The organism is Arcicella lustrica (assembly GCF_034930985.1).
Lineage (GTDB): Bacteria > Bacteroidota > Bacteroidia > Cytophagales > Spirosomataceae > Arcicella > Arcicella lustrica.
On record NZ_JAYGIM010000006.1, the window covers coordinates 266,763 to 283,919 of the forward strand.

Below are 17,157 nucleotides of genomic sequence, written 5' to 3' on the forward strand. Positions count from 1 at the left end.
TGATAGCTGAAAGCTCCAAAAATATGAAAACAGTACCCATTATCGACTTACACACTGCCGCTTCGATGGTAAAGGATGGAGACACTTTACTGCAAGGCGGTTTTGGCATGACGGGAAATCCCGTTCATTTGATGCACGCTTTGGCGGAAATCGGCACAAAGAATTTGACTTTTATTGGCAATAATACTGGCGAAGCTGGACTTGGAGGCGGACGTTTATTAAGAAACGGACAACTTAAAAAAATGATAGGTTCATTTTTTACTTCTAATCCAGATGCTGTAAAAGCTGCCCAAAATGGCGATGTTGCTTACGAACTCCTCCCACAAGGAACATTAGCCGAAGCCATCCGTGCTGGCGGTGCTGGTATCGGTGGCTTTTATACGCCTACTTCGGCAGGGACTATCATTGCCGAAGGTAGAGAAACAAAAATTTTGGATGGCGTAGAACAAGTATTTATCAAAAGTATTCGTGGCAATGTGGCATTTATCCGTGCTTGGCGTGCGGATACTGCTGGGAATTTGCAGTACAGAATGACCGAAAATAATTTCAACAAAGCCATGGCAACGGCTGCGGATTTGGTCATTGCTGAAGTAGAAGAAATTGTACCAGTCGGAGAAATTGCTCCAGAGTTTATCCATACGCAAGGTTGTTATGTCGATTATTTAGTGGAAGCCAAAATTACTTTAGAAGATTTAGGAAGTTCTGCTTCGGTTTCTTCTTCTAAAAAAGTAGATGAAAGCCGTATGAATATGGCGAAACGAGCTTTGGCGGAATTAAAAAAAGGCGACGTGGTAAACTTAGGAATCGGTATTCCTACTTTGGTGGCTGATTTGATTACCGAAGAACATGGCATCATTCTTCATACCGAAAACGGAATGTTGGGTGTTGGCCCAGTGCCAACAGACGGTGGCGGAGCGATGGATTATCCTGTAAATGCTGGTAAAATACCCGTAACGGCTTTGAAAGGCAGTAGCTATTTCGATAGTGCGGATTCCTTTGCGATGATTCGTGGTGGACATATCGACGTGGCAATTATGGGCGGATTAGAAGTAGATGAGGCAGCCAATTTAGCCAACTGGGCTGTGCCGGGCAAACCACTTTTGGGCGTTGGTGGTGCGATGGATTTAGCCAAAGGGGCAAAACGTCTGATTATTACCATGACGCACACAAATCCAGATGGTTCGTCGAAGATTGTTCCTTCTTGCGTACTGCCTTTAACAGCAAAAGGAGTGGTAAGTATGATTATTACCGATTTAGCAGTTTTTGCTTATCCTGACGGAAAATTAACGCTTATCGAATTAATGCCCAATGCGACTTTAGAAGACGTTACTGCCAAAACTAGTGCTTCCTTTATTAATGCAGTTTAGCTTCTATTGACAGAATTAATGTAAATTTTGTCAATATATTGACAAAATTAATAGAAAAAATGTCAATATAATGACAAAATTTAGCTAAAAATTGTCATTAGTCATTTTTATTGCTTCAAATTCTTTATATTTACCAATGTAAAATAATAAGAAAATGAAGATAACAAGGGTATTGAAGGCTACGCTATTAAAGTATTTAGTAGCAGGAAAAGTAAATATAATTTTTGGAGCAAGACGAGTAGGTAAGACATTTCTATTGAAAGAAGTTATTCAAGAGTTAGGCATATCAACACTTTTTTTTAATGGTGACTTACCTGATAATCAGGAGTTTTTAGCTGAAAGGAACATTGAAAAATACCGTAATATCTTTGAAGGAAAAGAGCTGATTGTCATCGACGAAGCTCAGGTAATTCCAGCTATTGGGCTAGTTTTGAAAATTATTATTGACGAAATGCCTAATTTAAAAGTAATTGCAAGTGGTTCTTCTGCTTTTGATTTAAACAATAAGTTAGGTGAACCCTTAGTCGGAAGGGCTTATTGGCATGAGATGTTTCCTTTGGCGCAACAAGAAATTAAACAGTATGAAAACATACTTGAAACGAAACGCAATTTAGAGGAGCGTCTTCTCTATGGGAGTTACCCTGATGTATATTTATTATCCAGTTTTGAGGAAAAAGAGCGGTATTTGCGAGAGTTGGTTAATTCCTATTTACTAAAAGACATTATTAGCTTTGATGGCATCCGAAATTCTGCTAAAGTGTATGATTTATTACGACTTATTGCGTATCAGCTAGGAAAAGAAATTTCTTTACTAGAATTGGGTAATCAGTTAGGAATGAGTAAAAATACCGTTGAAAAATATTTGGACTTGCTAGAGAAGGTTTATGTATTAAAGCGAGTAGGGGCATACAGTAAAAATTTGCGGAAAGAAATTTCTAAAAGCTCCCGTTGGTATTTTTGGGATAATGGGGTTCGTAATGCCATTATTGGTGATTTTAGACCCATCAAATTCAGAAGTGATATTGGCGAATTATGGGAGAATTATTTGATTACTGAAAGAATTAAAAAGTATAAGTACGAGAGAAAATACTTGGATTCATATTTCTGGAGAACCTACGACCAACAAGAAATAGATTATTTAGAGGTCAAGAATCAAATGATTGAAGCTTTTGAATTCAAATGGGGAAATAAAAAAGCTAAAATCCCAAAAGTATTTTTAGAGGCATATCCCGAATCAACGTTTACCATTGTTAGTCGAGAAAACTATTTAGATTTTATCAGTTGAGTGTAGGTATTCATTCAGCTATTGAAAGAAAGTCAAGAGTCAAAACGACATAGGTTTACTGAGAAAATCTCATAAATTTGTCTGAAATAAAGAATAAAAATAACTAATCAAATATAGCAATGCTCAAACTTGTTGAAAACGCTACGAAAAACCTCAATAATCAAGCTATTATTTCAGATGAGAAATCATTTTCTTATCAAGAACTTTTAGATAACTCAAATGCTGTGGCTACTTATTTGTTGCAAGATGCCACTGATTTGAATGAACAACGAGTAGCTTTCATGGTTTCTCCCGGCTTTGATTATGTAAAGGTTCAGTGGGGAATTTGGCGAGCAGGCGGCATTGCTGTGCCTTTGTGCATTACTTATCCTTTGCCTTCATTGCAATATGTTACTGATGACACAGAAGCAACAATCGTAATTGCTGGCGAAGAATACGCTGCTATTTTAGCACCACTTGCCGCAGAAAAAGGTTTTAGATTTATTATTCTTTCAGATATTCCAACACAAGCTTCGGAAGAAAAAGTATTGCCTGAACTTAGCTCCGAGCGTCGTGCGATGATTCTTTATACCAGTGGCACGACCAATTTACCTAAAGGTGTCGTTACAACGCATAGCAATATTGAAGCTCAAGTTTCTACTTTGGTTGAATCTTGGCAATGGTCATCACAAGACCATATTCTTTGTATTTTGCCCCTGCATCACGTTCACGGAATTATTAATGTCATTTCCTGTGCTTTGTGGTCGGGAGCAACAGTTGAATTTTTATCTTCTTTCTCAGCCGAAGGTGTTTTTGCCGCTTTCCAACAAGGTAAAATCAATGTGTTTATGGCTGTGCCAACGATTTATTTCAAACTGATTGCTTATTGGGAAAGTCTGCCAACAGCAGAGCAAGAAGTACTTACCGAAACCTTGTCGAAATTTAGATTAATGGTTTCAGGTTCGGCGGCTTTACCTGTTTCTGTGATGGAAAAATGGAAAAATATCAGTACGCATACTTTATTGGAAAGATATGGAATGACTGAAATCGGAATGGGTATCAGTAATCCTTACGATGGTGAACGCAAGGCTGGTTATATCGGAAAACCGCTTGAGGGCGTGGAAGCCAGATTGGTGGACGAAAATAATCAAGAAGTAGCAGTAGGACAACCGGGAGAAATTCAGATTAAAGGTAAAAATGTATTCTTGGAGTACTGGAACAAACCAGAAGCGACACAGAAAACTTTCACTGAAGATGGTTGGTTTAAAACGGGCGATATTGCGGTGGTTGAAGAAGGTTATTATAGAATTTTAGGAAGAGATTCTATCGACATTATTAAATCAGGTGGATATAAAATTTCAGCTTTAGAAATTGAAGAAGTACTTCGAACACATCCGCACATTAATGATTGTAGTGTAATAGGTATTCCTAATGAAGAATGGGGCGAATTGGTAGCAGGAGTATTGATTGTGAATCATCCAGAGATTGATTTAAAGGAACTTAATACTTGGATTAGAGAAAAAATGCCAGCCTACAAAGCACCTCGGAAGTACATCATCGCCAATGAACTACCGAGAAATGCAATGGGAAAAGTCACCAAGAATGATTTGAAGAAGCTGTTTTAACACAATTTTGGATTTGAGATTTCTGATTTCGGAAAATAGAATAAAGCCGAAATCCGACATCTGAAATCCGAAAACAATCCTTCCTAAAGCACTAATTCACAATTCATAACTAACCATTACCAACCACTTTACTATTAAACTATGATTATTTACGGAGTAGGCATATTAGCCTTTTGCTATGTTGTGGGGCAGATTTTTGGGGAGTTTATCGGGAAATTAATTGGCGTAGATGCCAATGTTGGCGGCGTTGGCTTTGCCATGATTTTACTGATTCTCATCAACGATTGGCTCAAGAAGAAGAATTATTTAGATACTTCTACCGAAAAAGGAATTTTATTCTGGAGTCAGATGTACATACCGATTGTAGTGGCGATGTCGGCGACACAGAATGTAAAAGTGGCGGTTTCCAGTGGCTTTATGGCTATTCTGGCAGGGATTGTTCCTGTACTCATTTGTATCGCTGTCATTCCTTTTTTGGCTAAAATATCTAAAAGCTCTCAAATAGACTAATATGGAAATCATTTCAAAGTTCCTTGAAAAAAATGGTATTGTTTTTACGTTTTTGGTAGTCAGTCTTATCATTTATTTTTCAGAGCTTATCTCTGTAAAAGCAACGAATAAAAAAATTCCCGGCTCTGCTATTGCGATTATTATAGGTTTACTCTTGGCATACTTCGGGGGTGTTGCCACTGGTGGAGAAAAAGGCATTGCCGATATTAAAATCTTTTCAGGTTTTGGTGTCTTGGGTGGTTCAATGTTTCGTGACTTCGCCATTGTTTCCACAGCCATGGGAGCAAGTTTTATCGTGATTAAACGCACAGGTTGGGCAGGCGTTATTTCTCTTTTTTTAGGAATCACGCTGTCTTTTATCGGTGGCGCACTCATTGCTCTACTCTGGGGCTATCACGATGCCATTAGTTTAACAACCATCGGTGCAGGAGCTTGTACTTATATCGTTGGGCCTGTTACGGGTGCGGCCATCGGAGCAAGTTCGGATGTAATAGCACTCAGTATTGCAGCGGGTGTGGTGAAGGCGGTTTTTGTTACCATCGGAACGCCTTTTATTGCTAAGTACATTGGTTTAAATAACCCCCATACTGCAATGGTTTACGGTGGTTTGATGGGTACAACCAGTGGCGTATCAGCAGGTTTAGCAGCGACCGACCCAACATTAGTGCCTTATGGTGCATTAACCGCCACTTTTTACACAGGTTTAGGCTGTCTTTTTTGTCCTTCACTTTTATTTATTATGATGAAAATAGTTTTTGCTGATTAAGTAATTAGTTATACAGAATTTTTGATGTCGGATTTCAGATGTCGGATTTCGGCATTAACAAATGAAGTATTGTCTCGTATTTTATTGAATTTTATCCAATTTCCGAAATCAGAAATCTCAAATAGCCATAAAAGCACAATCAATACTTTCAGCTCAAAGCTCGTAGCTCATAACTCAAAGCTAAAAAGCTGATAGCTTAAAATTAAAATATATGAACCAGTCTTATATCATTGATGGCATCAGAACGCCCATTGGGAATTTTGGTGGCAGTTTGTCGAGTGTCAGAGCGGATGATTTGGCGGCTTTGACGATTAAAGAATTAGTCAAAAGAAATCCTAACATTCCTACTGAAATGATTGATGAAGTGATTCTCGGAAATCACAATCAGGCAGGAGAAGATAACCGCAATGTAGCCAGAATGGCTTCTTTGTTGGCAGGCTTGCCTTATACTGTGCCAGCCCAAACCGTCAATCGATTATGTGCTTCGGGGATGTCGGCGGTGATTGATGCTTCCAGAAGTATTCAAGTGGGCGATGCCGAAATTATGATTGCTGGAGGAATGGAACACATGACTCGTGGCCCATGGGTGATTTCCAAAACTTCAAAACCTTTTGGCAACGATGCCCAAATGTTCGATTCAAGTTTCGGTTGGCGTTTTATTAATCCAAAAATGCAAGCCATGTACGGCACGGATGCTATGGGAATGACTGCGGAAAATTTGATAGAGATTTATAAAATCAGCCGTGAAGACCAAGACCTTTTTGCTTATCGTTCACATCAAAAAGCCTATAAAGCCCAACAATCAGGACGATTGGCAGAAGAAATTGTAGGCGTAGAAATTACCGTGAAAAAAGGTGAAACCAAACTTTTTGATACTGACGAATTTGTGAAACCCCATTCAACACTTGAGAAGTTAGCGACCTTGAAACCTGCTTTCAAAAAAGACGGAGGAAGTGTTACCGCTGGTAATGCCGCAGGTTTAAATGATGGCTCGGCAGCCATGTTTTTAGCTTCTGAATCTGCCATTAATTTATATGGTTTAAGCCCAAAAGCAAGAATTGTCTCTTCGGCAATAGTGGGTGTTGAACCTCGCATTATGGGAATAGGGCCAGTGACAGCAACGCAAAAAGCCTTGAAAAAAGCAGGTTTGACATTAAACGATATTGATATTATCGAACTCAACGAAGCTTTTGCTGCACAGTCTTTGGCTTGTACCAGAGCTTTAGGCATTGCAGATGAAGACGAAAGAGTAAATCCCAATGGCGGAGCGATTGCTTTAGGACATCCGCTCGGAATGTCAGGCACAAGAATTACTTATTCTGCGGCTTTAGAATTACAGAAACAAAACAAAAGATATGCCCTTGCTACCATGTGTATTGGCGTAGGAATGGGTTATGCGGTAATTATTGAGAGAGTTTAGTTTAGTAAATAGTGATTGGTGATTAGGACTTAAGGGAATCTAAATATCATAGTTATTAACCTCATCCCCCAACCCCTTCTCCTGTAGAGAAGGGGAGCTTTGTAAACGAAAAGCCCCCTCTCAGCAAGAGAGGGGGTTGGGGCGACCGTCGCTACGGGTGAGGTTTAACAATATTCATTACCATGACAAATAAAGTAGTAAAAAACGCCCAAGAGGCGGTGAAAGATATTCCAAACAACGCCGTGCTGATGCTTGGCGGTTTTGGACTTTGCGGTATTCCTGAAAATAGTATTGCTGCCTTGATTCAGAAAGGCATTACTGGTCTTACTTGTATTTCAAACAATGCTGGGGTTGATGATTTTGGCATTGGTCTGATGCTGAAAAGTCGCCAAGTGAAGAAAATGATTTCTTCTTATGTGGGTGAAAACAAGGAGTTTGAGCGACAATTATTGTCTGGCGAACTCGAAGTAGAACTGATTCCACAAGGTACTTTAGCCGAAAGAGTAAGAGCAGGCGGTGCAGGAATTCCTGCCTTTTTTACACCTGCTGGCGTAGGTACAGAAGTAGCGGAAGGCAAAGAAATACGAGAATTTAATGGTAAAAAATACTTGTTGGAGTCGTGGCTTAGAGCCGATTTCTCTATTGTAAAAGCTTGGAAAGGCGATACCGCAGGGAATTTAATTTTCAAAGGAACGGCAAGAAATTTCAACCCGATGATGGCGGCGGCTGGGGCAATTACCATTGCCGAAGTAGAGGAATTAGTTCCAGCTGGGACTTTAGACCCTAACGAAATTCATACGCCCGGCATTTATGTACAGCGAATTTTCCAAGGTGAAAATTACCAGAAAAGAATTGAACAACGCACGATAAGTATTCCGACAAGTGCTACCAAAGAAGAAAAAGCAACAGCGGTTTCCACAGCAAAAGGCTTGGATAAAAACCAAATTGCCAAAAGAATTGCTCGTGAAATCAAAGATGGTGATTATGTAAACTTGGGAATCGGGATTCCTACGTTGGTTGCCAATTATATTCCTGAAAATATCAGCGTAGTATTGCAGTCGGAAAATGGTTTGTTGGGGATTGGCCCATTCCCTACGGAAGAGGCAATCGACCCTGATTTAATCAATGCAGGCAAACAAACCATTACGATGCAAGCAGGTTCTTCGCTCTTTAGTTCTGCCGAAAGTTTTGCCATGATAAGAGGCGAACACGTGGACTTGACGATTTTGGGAGCTATGGAAGTTTCAGAAAATGGCGACATTGCCAACTGGAAAATTCCTAACAAAATGGTAAAAGGAATGGGTGGTGCGATGGACTTGGTGGCTTCTGCCAAAAACATCATCGTAGCGATGCAACACGTGAGTAAAGATGGTAAATCGAAACTGTTGAGCAACTGTACTTTACCCATCACGGGCATCCATTGTGTCAAGAAAATCGTAACCGAATTAGCGGTATTGGAAGTATTAGCCGAAGGCGGTTTTAAATTGTTAGAAATCGCTCCCAACGTAAGTATCGACGAAGTAAAAGCTGCCACAGAAGGTAAATTAATCATTGAGGGTGATATTCCTGTGATTGAGATTTGAGCTGATAGCTGTGAGCTTTGAGTTTTTTTAGAGCCGTGTTTTTGATAAAACATGGCTCTATTTTTTTGTCGCTCTCATTTGGAGGAAGGAATTTCAGTCTATCATTTTGTCGCTCCGCATTGGAGGGAGGAATTTCAACCTATCATTTTGTTTCTCCAAATTGGAGGAAAGAATTTCAGTCAATCATTTTGTTGCTCCGAGTTGGAGGAAGGAATTTCAACCTATCATTTTGTTGCTCCAAATTGGAGGAAAGAATTTCAGTCAATCATTTTGTTGCTCCGAGTTGGAGGAAGGAATTTCAACCTATCATTTTGTTACTCCAAATTGGAGGAAAGAATTTCAGTCAATCATTTTGTTGCTCCGAGTTGGAGGAAGGAATTTCAACCTATCATTTTGCTCCTGCAAGCTGCGGGAAGGAATTTCAACCTATCATTTTGCTCCTGCAATTTGCGGGAAGGAATTTCAGCCTATCATTTTGCTCCTGCAATTTGCAGGAAGGTTTCAACAAAAATTCATGGCATGACTTTCAGTAAGTTTTGAGAAGCATTAAGTTTTTGTTAGTCATGCCATGAGTGAGCCTTCCACTTTAGAGCAAGAATATACCGTGTAATAAGTTTTTGGGTAGAAAGTTGATAACAGTTTTATATCTTGAAGGTAATTTGATACTTTAGGGAATTGGAAAGTTTAGTCGTTTCTAATAATACAAAAAGAACGATAAGATATTCGCTCATCTCTAAATATACATTGAGAAAATGACATTAACTGAATTACTTGAGGCAATCAGAGACTATTACTTAACAAGATTTAAAGATGAAATTGATGAGCAAATCGCAAACGGTTTTAAGGTGATAATAGAACCTGAATTATTGGATAGATTAGGACAACAAGTTACCGAAGGTTTTTTCGATACACCCTACCGCAACGACCTAATTTTGTTGAAGGACGATGAGCCAATTCAATCAGTCATGGTGGACACAGAATCCAAACTAAGTTTTGACCCTATTACTTTGGAATGGTCAGATACTTTAACGGTAACAATTGAGCCTTTTCAATGGAATGCCTTGACAATTGAGTTTGATAACAATCATCAGAACTTGAATTGGACACCAATTAAAAACTGGTTTATGAACTCATTTGAAGAAAAGACTATTGAGGAAGACTTTAATTTGGTTGTTCATTACATTTCAGACCCCTATCAATTGAATGGCTTACAGTTGGTTGACATAGATTTAGGTTCGGGAACAATTGAAGACTTTGAAACCTTATTGGATTCTTTGGACAGCATGAATTTGACAAATGTGACGCTGAAATAAAAATCATCAAAACGTTTGCTGTTCAAAGTCTTCTTTCGACTTTGAACAATAAATAAAATGCAGACTCAGTCTGCCTTACCCCAATGAAATTAGATTTATATCAAATAGATGCTTTTACCGATAAGGTTTTTGGCGGAAATCCTGCTTGTGTTGTGCCATTAGACACTTGGCTTCCTGATGAAATTTTATTGAAAATTGCCCAAGAAAATGCAGTTGCCGAAACTGCTTTTTTTGTAAATAAGGGTGACAAAATTCATTTGCGTTGGTTTACGCCCGAAATTGAAATGGATTTATGCGGACACGCTACCTTAGCAACGGCTCATTGCTTAAAAACACTACTTAATTACCCAAACGATACAATTATTTTTGATACGCTAAGTGGCGACCTGAAGGTAAAGGTTGATAAGGATTACTACCAAATGAACTTTCCTTCAAGAATGCCTGAGAAAGCCGAATTGCCAGCTATCATTGAACAATCTTTGAATATCAAACCCAAAGAAGTGTTAAAAGCAAGAGACTATCTTTTGGTTTATGATACTGAAACAGAAGTAAAAAATATCCAAATCAACAGACAAATTTTTGACCAAATCAACCTTGACCCCGGTGGCGTAATTGTTACGGCAATTGGAGACAACTGTGATTTTGTTTCAAGGTTTTTTACGCCTCAAGCATCCATTCTTGAAGACCCCGTTACAGGTTCAGCACATTGTTCATTGATTCCATTTTGGGCAAGCAGGCTCAACAAACAAGTATTCACAGCCCTACAAGTTTCTGAAAGAGTCGGAAAACTATTTTGCGAATTGATTGATGATAGAGTACTCATCAGCGGTCAAGCCAAAACGTACTCCATTGGTACTTTATGGACGGAATGAGGTTGGTGAGTTTTTCTATCATTAGAACTACTGAGGCAACTCAAACATTATCAAAACCAAATTTCATGTGTAAATAAAAGTCATTTCGCAATGGGTAGTAAATACACCACCCATTGCAAAATCACCTACAATTCCTTCACCTTAATATTTCTAAAAGCCACCCCTTTCGACCATTCTTGAAGGGCAATTCGACCAGCAGTATTTTTACCGAATATCGGAAAATTCTTAAAGTAGCTATTACTGACCATTTTTTTCCAAGTTTCAGCGGTTAAATCTTGTTCGGCTGTTAGTACGCCATTCAAATAAAATTCAATTTTCCCGTTGTTTTGTTTGATATTCGATTCGTTCCATTCGCCAAATGGTTTGAGTTTTGCTATATTCTTTTGAGGTGCAAAACTATACAAACAGGCAGACCATTTAGTGGAATCTTTTAGATAGTCTGCTCCAATATTTTCGTGTTCGAGTAGCTGATATTCTGGCCCAGAAGCCCAAGCCGTCGGAATTGTATCTTGCTCAATTACATTGATAAAAACGCCACTATTCCCAGCTTTTGAGATTTTCCATTCAAATTTTAAATCAAAATTTTTATATACTTTGTCTGAAACCAAATCGCCATGCAGTAAGTTTGCAGAATCTGGATTACACAATAATTCTTCGTTTTTCACCATCCAAGTCGATGGTGCTTTTCCTTGGTTATATAAATGCCAACCGTTGGTGGTTTTTCCATCAAAAAGCAAAGTCCAACCTTCTTCTTTTTCTTGGTCACTTAATTCATTATTAGCAACTTTTTTTTCAGAGCATGAACCTAATAGTGCAACGATTAAACCAAACGAAAGTAAGGAAATGATTGTCTTTTTCATAAAGCTGTATTTTGATTGTTTAAGAATATTTTTTCATTCAAAAATACAAATAACGTTCTAGCATTATGACCCGCTTAGTTAGGAAAGACCCATTATAGCTGGCAAGCAAAGTGCCAAATTCAAAATTGATAAAATCCAGAATTTGAACGAAAATATATAACTTCAAGGTTTAGAAACTTTTGTTTACAAAAAGTAAGTAAATTCCTACCATAAGAAACAACTATACAAAGCATAAATTTTTAACATTAAACCTAAACAAAACATGTTTGACAAAAAGGATTACTCGCAATTGACTCTTGAAGAGTTATTGATTGAAGAAAAAAAGATTAAAAAAAATGAAATTTTCTCTGCTGTATTAATAGGATTTTTAATTGGCGTAATGGTTTTTGGCGTTGTAAAAAACGGTTTTGGTTTCCTATATCTTGCTATTCCAATATTCTTGATTGCTGGAATTTTTAAGAATTCTCAGGTTCAGAAACAAAATCTTAAAGAAATTCAAGTAGAAATCAACAACAAAAATGGGGAAAAAGATAAATAAACCCTTGTCAATCAATAGGGGTGGACTTTAAGTCCACCCCTATTGATTTGATTGAAAGTATAAACTAAAGGTAATATTTATTACTCCATCACCACTACATCGCTTTTCCTAGATGCTGGCGAAACTGTTAGTTTTTCTATCTTTCCATTTTTCACGATGCCTTCAATCGTTGTGTTGTATGGCGCATGTAATTTGAATTGAGCGTTCCAATCTTTTGGCCAAGCAGGTAATAAATAGATTTTTTTATCATCCACTTGCATCAACATTTCTTGTAAACCAATCATTGCCGAACCGCCCCAATTATGGTCGGGTGTCCAATCGAAAGCTGGTCCCCAAAAAGTAGGAAAACGATGATTGGCATCTTTGAATTTCTCCCTTGTCAGTTCTTGTGCTTCTTCTTTCAATCCTAAACGAGCGGCAAAAATACTGTGCTGTCGCCAACCGATATGCGTTCTATATTGCTGTACGTGTGGGTCTAAACGATAAGTATTGATAGCTGTTTCAATATTCGGTTTTCCAAGTCCATAAAGTCCCCAAGGATACACAGGGTATAATTGTGGCGCTTCCGAATTCTGAATTCTTGCCCACGTTTGTGCTGGCGCAAGGGTTTTATGTCCTTCAATTTCCTGCAAAGGAATCGGCGGAATACGTTTTAACATCACCGTCCATTTTTCCTTGCGAGTACTGTCAAGGTATTTTTCAGGAAGTTCGATTACTCTCGATAAAATTACTTTTAACGCTGAAATCACCGTGGTAGAATTATAAGTCATCTTATAGCTTTCTGCGGCCGAACTTGGGTAAAAAATGTATTGTCCTTGTTCATCAAAGGTTTTTGCACCACGTTTTTTGGCTAATTGCTGATAATGTTCATCATAAAAAGTAAGGCAACTTTCTATAAAAGGCACATATTCAGAAATATCTCTACTTTCGTATCGCTCGGTTTCTAGCATCATCAAACAGAATTCAAAAACGGTTTCCCATTGATACTCTAACCAAGCATTATACTCCATGCCCGCATCATAACCTTCTGGTCGCTTCAAACCATATTCAAAAACATTCGGTAACCCAAAGTTTTCTATTTGTTCGGTAAAACAAGCTCCCGCATGATTCCAATAAACTTTACTTCTTAATTCCGCATTATTCAGCGAACGTAAATAAAAATCAAATTGAGGTTTTAGCATATCAAAATCCCCATTTTTAAACATCGGGAAATAAACCAAACGCTGGTTTTGTGCCGTCATCGTTCCGCCTCCCCAAAGTCTGAAATCTACTGAAAAAGGATAAATTTTATCTACATGAGCAGGGTCAAAAGTAAATAATCCGCCATTGAATTTTGTTGGCCATTTGCCATAAGCATTGCAAGCCAACTGATAACGAAAGAGTTGATAATTGCGAGAAACAGTACTGTCTTTCCCTTCGATGTAGATATAACTTCTGTTCCAGAAATTCTTCCACCAAGTACTTGTTTGCTGAAAAGCTTCTTTTTTATGATTTTCAGCTTCGGTTAAAATATTATTTAATCCTTTTTTCCATTCTTCAAAAGTTTCGGTTTGCACCACGTGCAAAGCAATATCAATTTGCTGTGAACGACTGGCTTTGATACTTTCGAGCGACCAAGTTTTAAACTCAGTATCAGCATATTTTCCGAAAGTATTGCCCGCAACTTTTAAATTTTTTCCTGAGATGATTCCGCCAAAAGTATTGTTTTTGATGGGATTATAAAGTTGGTCTTTCACCGAATTCATCCCTTCCATTTTCACGGTATAATCAAAAACGTTTTCTAGGTCACTCCTATTTCTGTGGTAAAAAAGAATGTTATTTCCTTGAAAATCAATATTATCTTTAAAAGTTTTTACTTCAAATTTCTGCTTTACTTTGTAAGAATTGGCTCTTAATTCTTTTGCATCCGTGATAAGATGGTCTTCATTTCGCCAAGATTCGAAGGAAGTTTTTAGGGTAATGGCTTTGTCACTTTGCAAATCAAGATGGACAACAGGACGAAAAACATCTACCCAAATTTTCAATTTCGTTTTCCAAGCGGAAATACTCACAAAACCTTCTTCCAAATGTAATTCTTGTTTAAAATCAGAAGTATTAAAAGGATTGGAAGATAATTGAAGACGCACACGACCAAGCTTGAGGAAAGCGTTATTTTCATCAAAAGTACCGCTTCTGGAAAGGTAAAAAAGAACATCACCATTTTCAACCCAAACGTTCAACCCAATATCGCCACCGCCACATGGCATTGATTCAGACGAGTTTTTACTCTGGCTATTCCAAACGACATTATAGGCACTTATTTGTTTATTTTGTGCTTTTAGGCTCAAAAATAAACAAATCAAAACAACTGAAAGAATATATTTTCTCATTTTAAATTGCACGATTTTATACTCTTGTTAATTTTACGGGTGCTGTATGATTGGCATTCCACTGGCAGATATACAAGTTTTTGTCTTCATCCACACAAACATCATGTCCGTGTTGGAAAATAGGATTTGTAGCTTGTAAGGTAGCTTGCAAAATTCCATTTTTATAGGTCGGTGCCGTTCCTCCCGGACTAGAAACTACTTTATTGTTTTTATCCAAAATGGTTACAAAACCAGAATCACCTCCTAATTTTTGCCCGTTCGCATCCTTCGACCAGCATACTCCTGCATAAATATTTTCAGCATCAAGTACGGGACGACAAACGTACATTCCTGGCAAATCTACTCTTTTGATAAATTTTCCATCTAAAGTGAAGTATTTAAAGCAATTTTCATCACGAGAAGTACAAATCAATACTGGATTATTTTTGTCTCGTAAATCAATCGCCACGCCGTGGGCATTGTACAAATTATGTTCTTTGTTTGCATTATGCTGTCCGCCAAAATGGCGAATATACTGCCCTCGGCTATTGTAATGAATGATATAATCTGAGCCATAACCATCAGCCACATAAATATCTCCGTTGGGTGCAACGGCGGTTTCGGTTGGCATAAATGGCTCATTATCTTTATAAATACCAATGGTACGTGGGTGACCTATTGTAAAAATCACTCTCCCGTTCAAATCAGTTTTTAGTACTTGTCCAGCTTGAGGATTCCATTTTCCAGTTTTATCTTGATACCAACCGCAATCTACAATCAATAAAAAATCTTCTCCACCTTCCTTTGTCAATGTCAAACCATGACCACCCGGAAAAGCAGTTCCCCAAAAATCAAGGAGTTTGCCCGATTTATCAAAAATTAAAATATTGTTTCTGACATTATCGCCTAGCATAATCAATCGCCCCTTGCTGTCTTGCACCATTTCGTGGCAATTGAAAATTGGATTTGAATTCGCACTGATTTTTGCCCAACTTTTATCTACTTTATATTTAAAATCTCCATGACCAATGATTAATTCTTCCGCTTTTTTATCTTGATGCAAGATAGAAAAACCAAAGCTTGAACTTGATAAAGTAGTAGCAGTAGCGAGCGTTGTATTTTTAATAAAATTTCTTCTGGTTGTCATAGTTATTAAGTTCTGATTGATTGAAATTAAGCTAAAATATCCTTCACTACTTTGCCATGCACATCGGTCAATCGGAATCTTCTTCCTTGAAATTTATAGGTCAGACGTTCATGGTCAACACCCATCAAGTGCATTAAAGTAGCTTGAAAATCATGCACATGAACAGGGTCTTTTACAATATTATAGCTAAAATCATCCGTTTCTCCGTAGCTCAACCCAGCTTTTACGCCAGCGCCTGCCATCCACATGGTAAAGCATCTTGGGTGATGGTCACGACCATAATCATTCGCACTGAGCTTTCCTTGTGAATATACCGTTCTGCCAAATTCACCTCCCCAAATCACCAAAGTATCTTCTAGCATTCCTCTTCTTTTCAAATCTTTGATAAGTGCTGCTGTGGCTTGGTCTGTACTTTTACATTGTTGGGCAATTCCTTGTGGAAGTCCGCCGTGTTGGTCCCAACCTTGATGATATAATTGTACAAATTTTACATCTTTCTCCAGTAATTTTCTAGCCAAAAGGCAATTCGCTGCATACGTTCCCGCATCACGACTATCAGCACCGTACAAATCAAATACTTCGTCTGGTTCATCGGCTGTACTCATTACTTCAGGTACAGAAGTTTGCATACGATAAGCCATTTCGTATTGTGCAATTCTGGCTTCTACTTCTGGGTCGGCATAAGTATCGTTTTGTAGTTTATTGAGCTTTGAAAGATAATCCAACATTTCTTTGCGGTCTTTACCATCATATCCTTCGGGGTCATTTAAAAATAAAACAGGGTCTTTGCCCGACCTAAACTGAACGCCTTGATGTTTGGAAGGCAAAAAGCCATTTCCCCATAAACGAGCATAAAGTGGCTGGTCTTTCTGACCATTTTTAGAAACCAATACAATAAAAGTTGGTAAATTCTGATTATCAGAACCCAAACCATAACTCACCCAAGAACCGATTGACGGTCGTCCGGGAAGTTGATTTCCTGTCTGAAAAAAAGTAATGGCAGGGTCATGATTAATGGCTTCTGAATGAATAGATTTAATGATACACAATTCATCTACCACTTGTGCAGTATGCGGTAATAATTCACTAATCCACGTTTGGCTTTGCCCGTGTTGATTGAATTTAAAAGCAGAAGGCACCATTGGCAAAGCACTTTGGTTAGCACTCATGCCCGTCAATCTTTGTCCTTTTCTAACAGAATCTGGTAAATTTTGTCCTGCTAAACTGATGAGTTTAGGCTTATAATCAAAAGTTTCAAACTGCGAAGGACCGCCACTCATAAACAAATAAACTACTCTTTTAGCTTTGGGGGCAATATGTGGCAAAGCCTTTAAAATTTCTTCTTCAAGATTTGGCGCACTTTCTTGAACAATCTTTTTGGGTGCATCAAAAAAGCCCGATACACCAGTCAGCAATGAGCCAACAGCCAAAGAACCTAAACCCAAAGAGGTTTTGGTCAAGAAATTTCTTCTGTCTAATTTATTATGTAAATGGTTGAATTCGGGCGTATGAAGCCTAAATTCTTCGTCATGATGATGTGCCAT

At 38.2% G+C, this 17,157-nt stretch carries 14 protein-coding genes and 1 pseudogene; 11 read left to right on the forward strand and 4 right to left on the reverse strand.

Annotation, left to right across the window (positions count from 1 at the left end; all coding sequences use genetic code 11):
* Window positions 1-23 precede the first annotated feature (23 nt).
* From VB798_RS08885 to VB798_RS08930, 10 genes and pseudogenes are all read left to right on the forward strand, one after another.
* Window positions 24-1,367: a 3-oxoacid CoA-transferase gene (locus VB798_RS08885; RefSeq protein ID WP_323258056.1), complete on the forward strand. Its 1,344-nt coding sequence runs from the start codon at window positions 24-26 to the stop codon at window positions 1,365-1,367.
* A 154-nt stretch (window positions 1,368-1,521) separates the two neighbouring features.
* On the forward strand, window positions 1,522-2,652 hold the full coding sequence (locus VB798_RS08890; protein ID WP_323258059.1) for an ATP-binding protein: 1,131 nt from the start codon (window positions 1,522-1,524) through the stop codon (window positions 2,650-2,652).
* A 119-nt stretch (window positions 2,653-2,771) separates the two neighbouring features.
* A complete protein-coding gene (locus VB798_RS08895) occupies window positions 2,772-4,256 on the forward strand; it encodes an acyl-CoA synthetase (protein ID WP_323258061.1) in 1,485 nt (494 codons plus the stop codon).
* 141 nt (window positions 4,257-4,397) lie between these two features.
* Window positions 4,398-4,766, forward strand: a complete 369-nt coding sequence (gene madL / locus VB798_RS08900) for a malonate transporter subunit MadL (RefSeq protein WP_323258063.1) — start codon at window positions 4,398-4,400, stop codon at window positions 4,764-4,766.
* A 1-nt stretch (window position 4,767) separates the two neighbouring features.
* Window positions 4,768-5,532 (forward strand): malonate transporter subunit MadM, encoded by a 765-nt coding sequence (madM, locus tag VB798_RS08905; RefSeq protein ID WP_323258064.1) that lies wholly within the window; start codon window positions 4,768-4,770, stop codon window positions 5,530-5,532.
* Between the two features lie 211 nt (window positions 5,533-5,743).
* Window positions 5,744-6,952, forward strand: a complete 1,209-nt coding sequence (gene pcaF, locus VB798_RS08910) for a 3-oxoadipyl-CoA thiolase (protein ID WP_323258066.1) — start codon at window positions 5,744-5,746, stop codon at window positions 6,950-6,952.
* A 182-nt stretch (window positions 6,953-7,134) separates the two neighbouring features.
* Window positions 7,135-7,821 (forward strand): annotated as a pseudogene (locus VB798_RS08915) (CoA transferase subunit A); the annotation flags it as partial.
* A 60-nt stretch (window positions 7,822-7,881) separates the two neighbouring features.
* Window positions 7,882-8,535 carry a 3-oxoacid CoA-transferase subunit B gene (locus tag VB798_RS08920; RefSeq protein ID WP_323258206.1) on the forward strand — a complete coding sequence of 218 codons (654 nt, stop codon included), beginning with the start codon at window positions 7,882-7,884 and terminating at the stop codon, window positions 8,533-8,535.
* A 752-nt stretch (window positions 8,536-9,287) separates the two neighbouring features.
* Window positions 9,288-9,848: a hypothetical protein gene (locus VB798_RS08925; RefSeq protein ID WP_323258068.1), complete on the forward strand. Its 561-nt coding sequence runs from the start codon at window positions 9,288-9,290 to the stop codon at window positions 9,846-9,848.
* 83 nt (window positions 9,849-9,931) lie between these two features.
* Window positions 9,932-10,720, forward strand: a complete 789-nt coding sequence (locus VB798_RS08930) for a PhzF family phenazine biosynthesis protein (RefSeq protein ID WP_323258070.1) — start codon at window positions 9,932-9,934, stop codon at window positions 10,718-10,720.
* 125 nt (window positions 10,721-10,845) lie between these two features.
* On the opposite strand, the gene VB798_RS08935 is transcribed toward VB798_RS08930, so the two are convergent.
* On the reverse strand, window positions 10,846-11,580 hold the full coding sequence (locus tag VB798_RS08935) for a 3-keto-disaccharide hydrolase (RefSeq protein ID WP_323258072.1): 735 nt from the start codon (window positions 11,578-11,580) through the stop codon (window positions 10,846-10,848).
* 262 nt (window positions 11,581-11,842) lie between these two features.
* Here VB798_RS08935 and VB798_RS08940 point away from each other — a divergent pair, with 262 nt between their 5' ends.
* On the forward strand, window positions 11,843-12,118 hold the full coding sequence (locus VB798_RS08940; RefSeq protein ID WP_323258074.1) for an FUSC family protein: 276 nt from the start codon (window positions 11,843-11,845) through the stop codon (window positions 12,116-12,118).
* Between the two features lie 80 nt (window positions 12,119-12,198).
* Here VB798_RS08940 and VB798_RS08945 read toward each other — a convergent pair whose 3' ends face one another.
* From VB798_RS08945 to VB798_RS08955, 3 genes are read right to left on the reverse strand one after another with little or no spacing between them, the layout of a single operon-like run.
* Window positions 12,199-14,487: a DUF5703 domain-containing protein gene (locus VB798_RS08945; protein ID WP_323258076.1), complete on the reverse strand. Its 2,289-nt coding sequence runs from the start codon at window positions 14,485-14,487 to the stop codon at window positions 12,199-12,201.
* Between the two features lie 16 nt (window positions 14,488-14,503).
* The gene (locus VB798_RS08950; RefSeq protein WP_323258078.1) at window positions 14,504-15,613 is read right to left on the reverse strand and encodes an NHL repeat-containing protein; all 1,110 of its coding nucleotides are present in this window, start codon (window positions 15,611-15,613) and stop codon (window positions 14,504-14,506) included.
* A 26-nt stretch (window positions 15,614-15,639) separates the two neighbouring features.
* On the reverse strand, window positions 15,640-17,157 hold the full coding sequence (locus VB798_RS08955; RefSeq protein ID WP_323258079.1) for a DUF1501 domain-containing protein: 1,518 nt from the start codon (window positions 17,155-17,157) through the stop codon (window positions 15,640-15,642).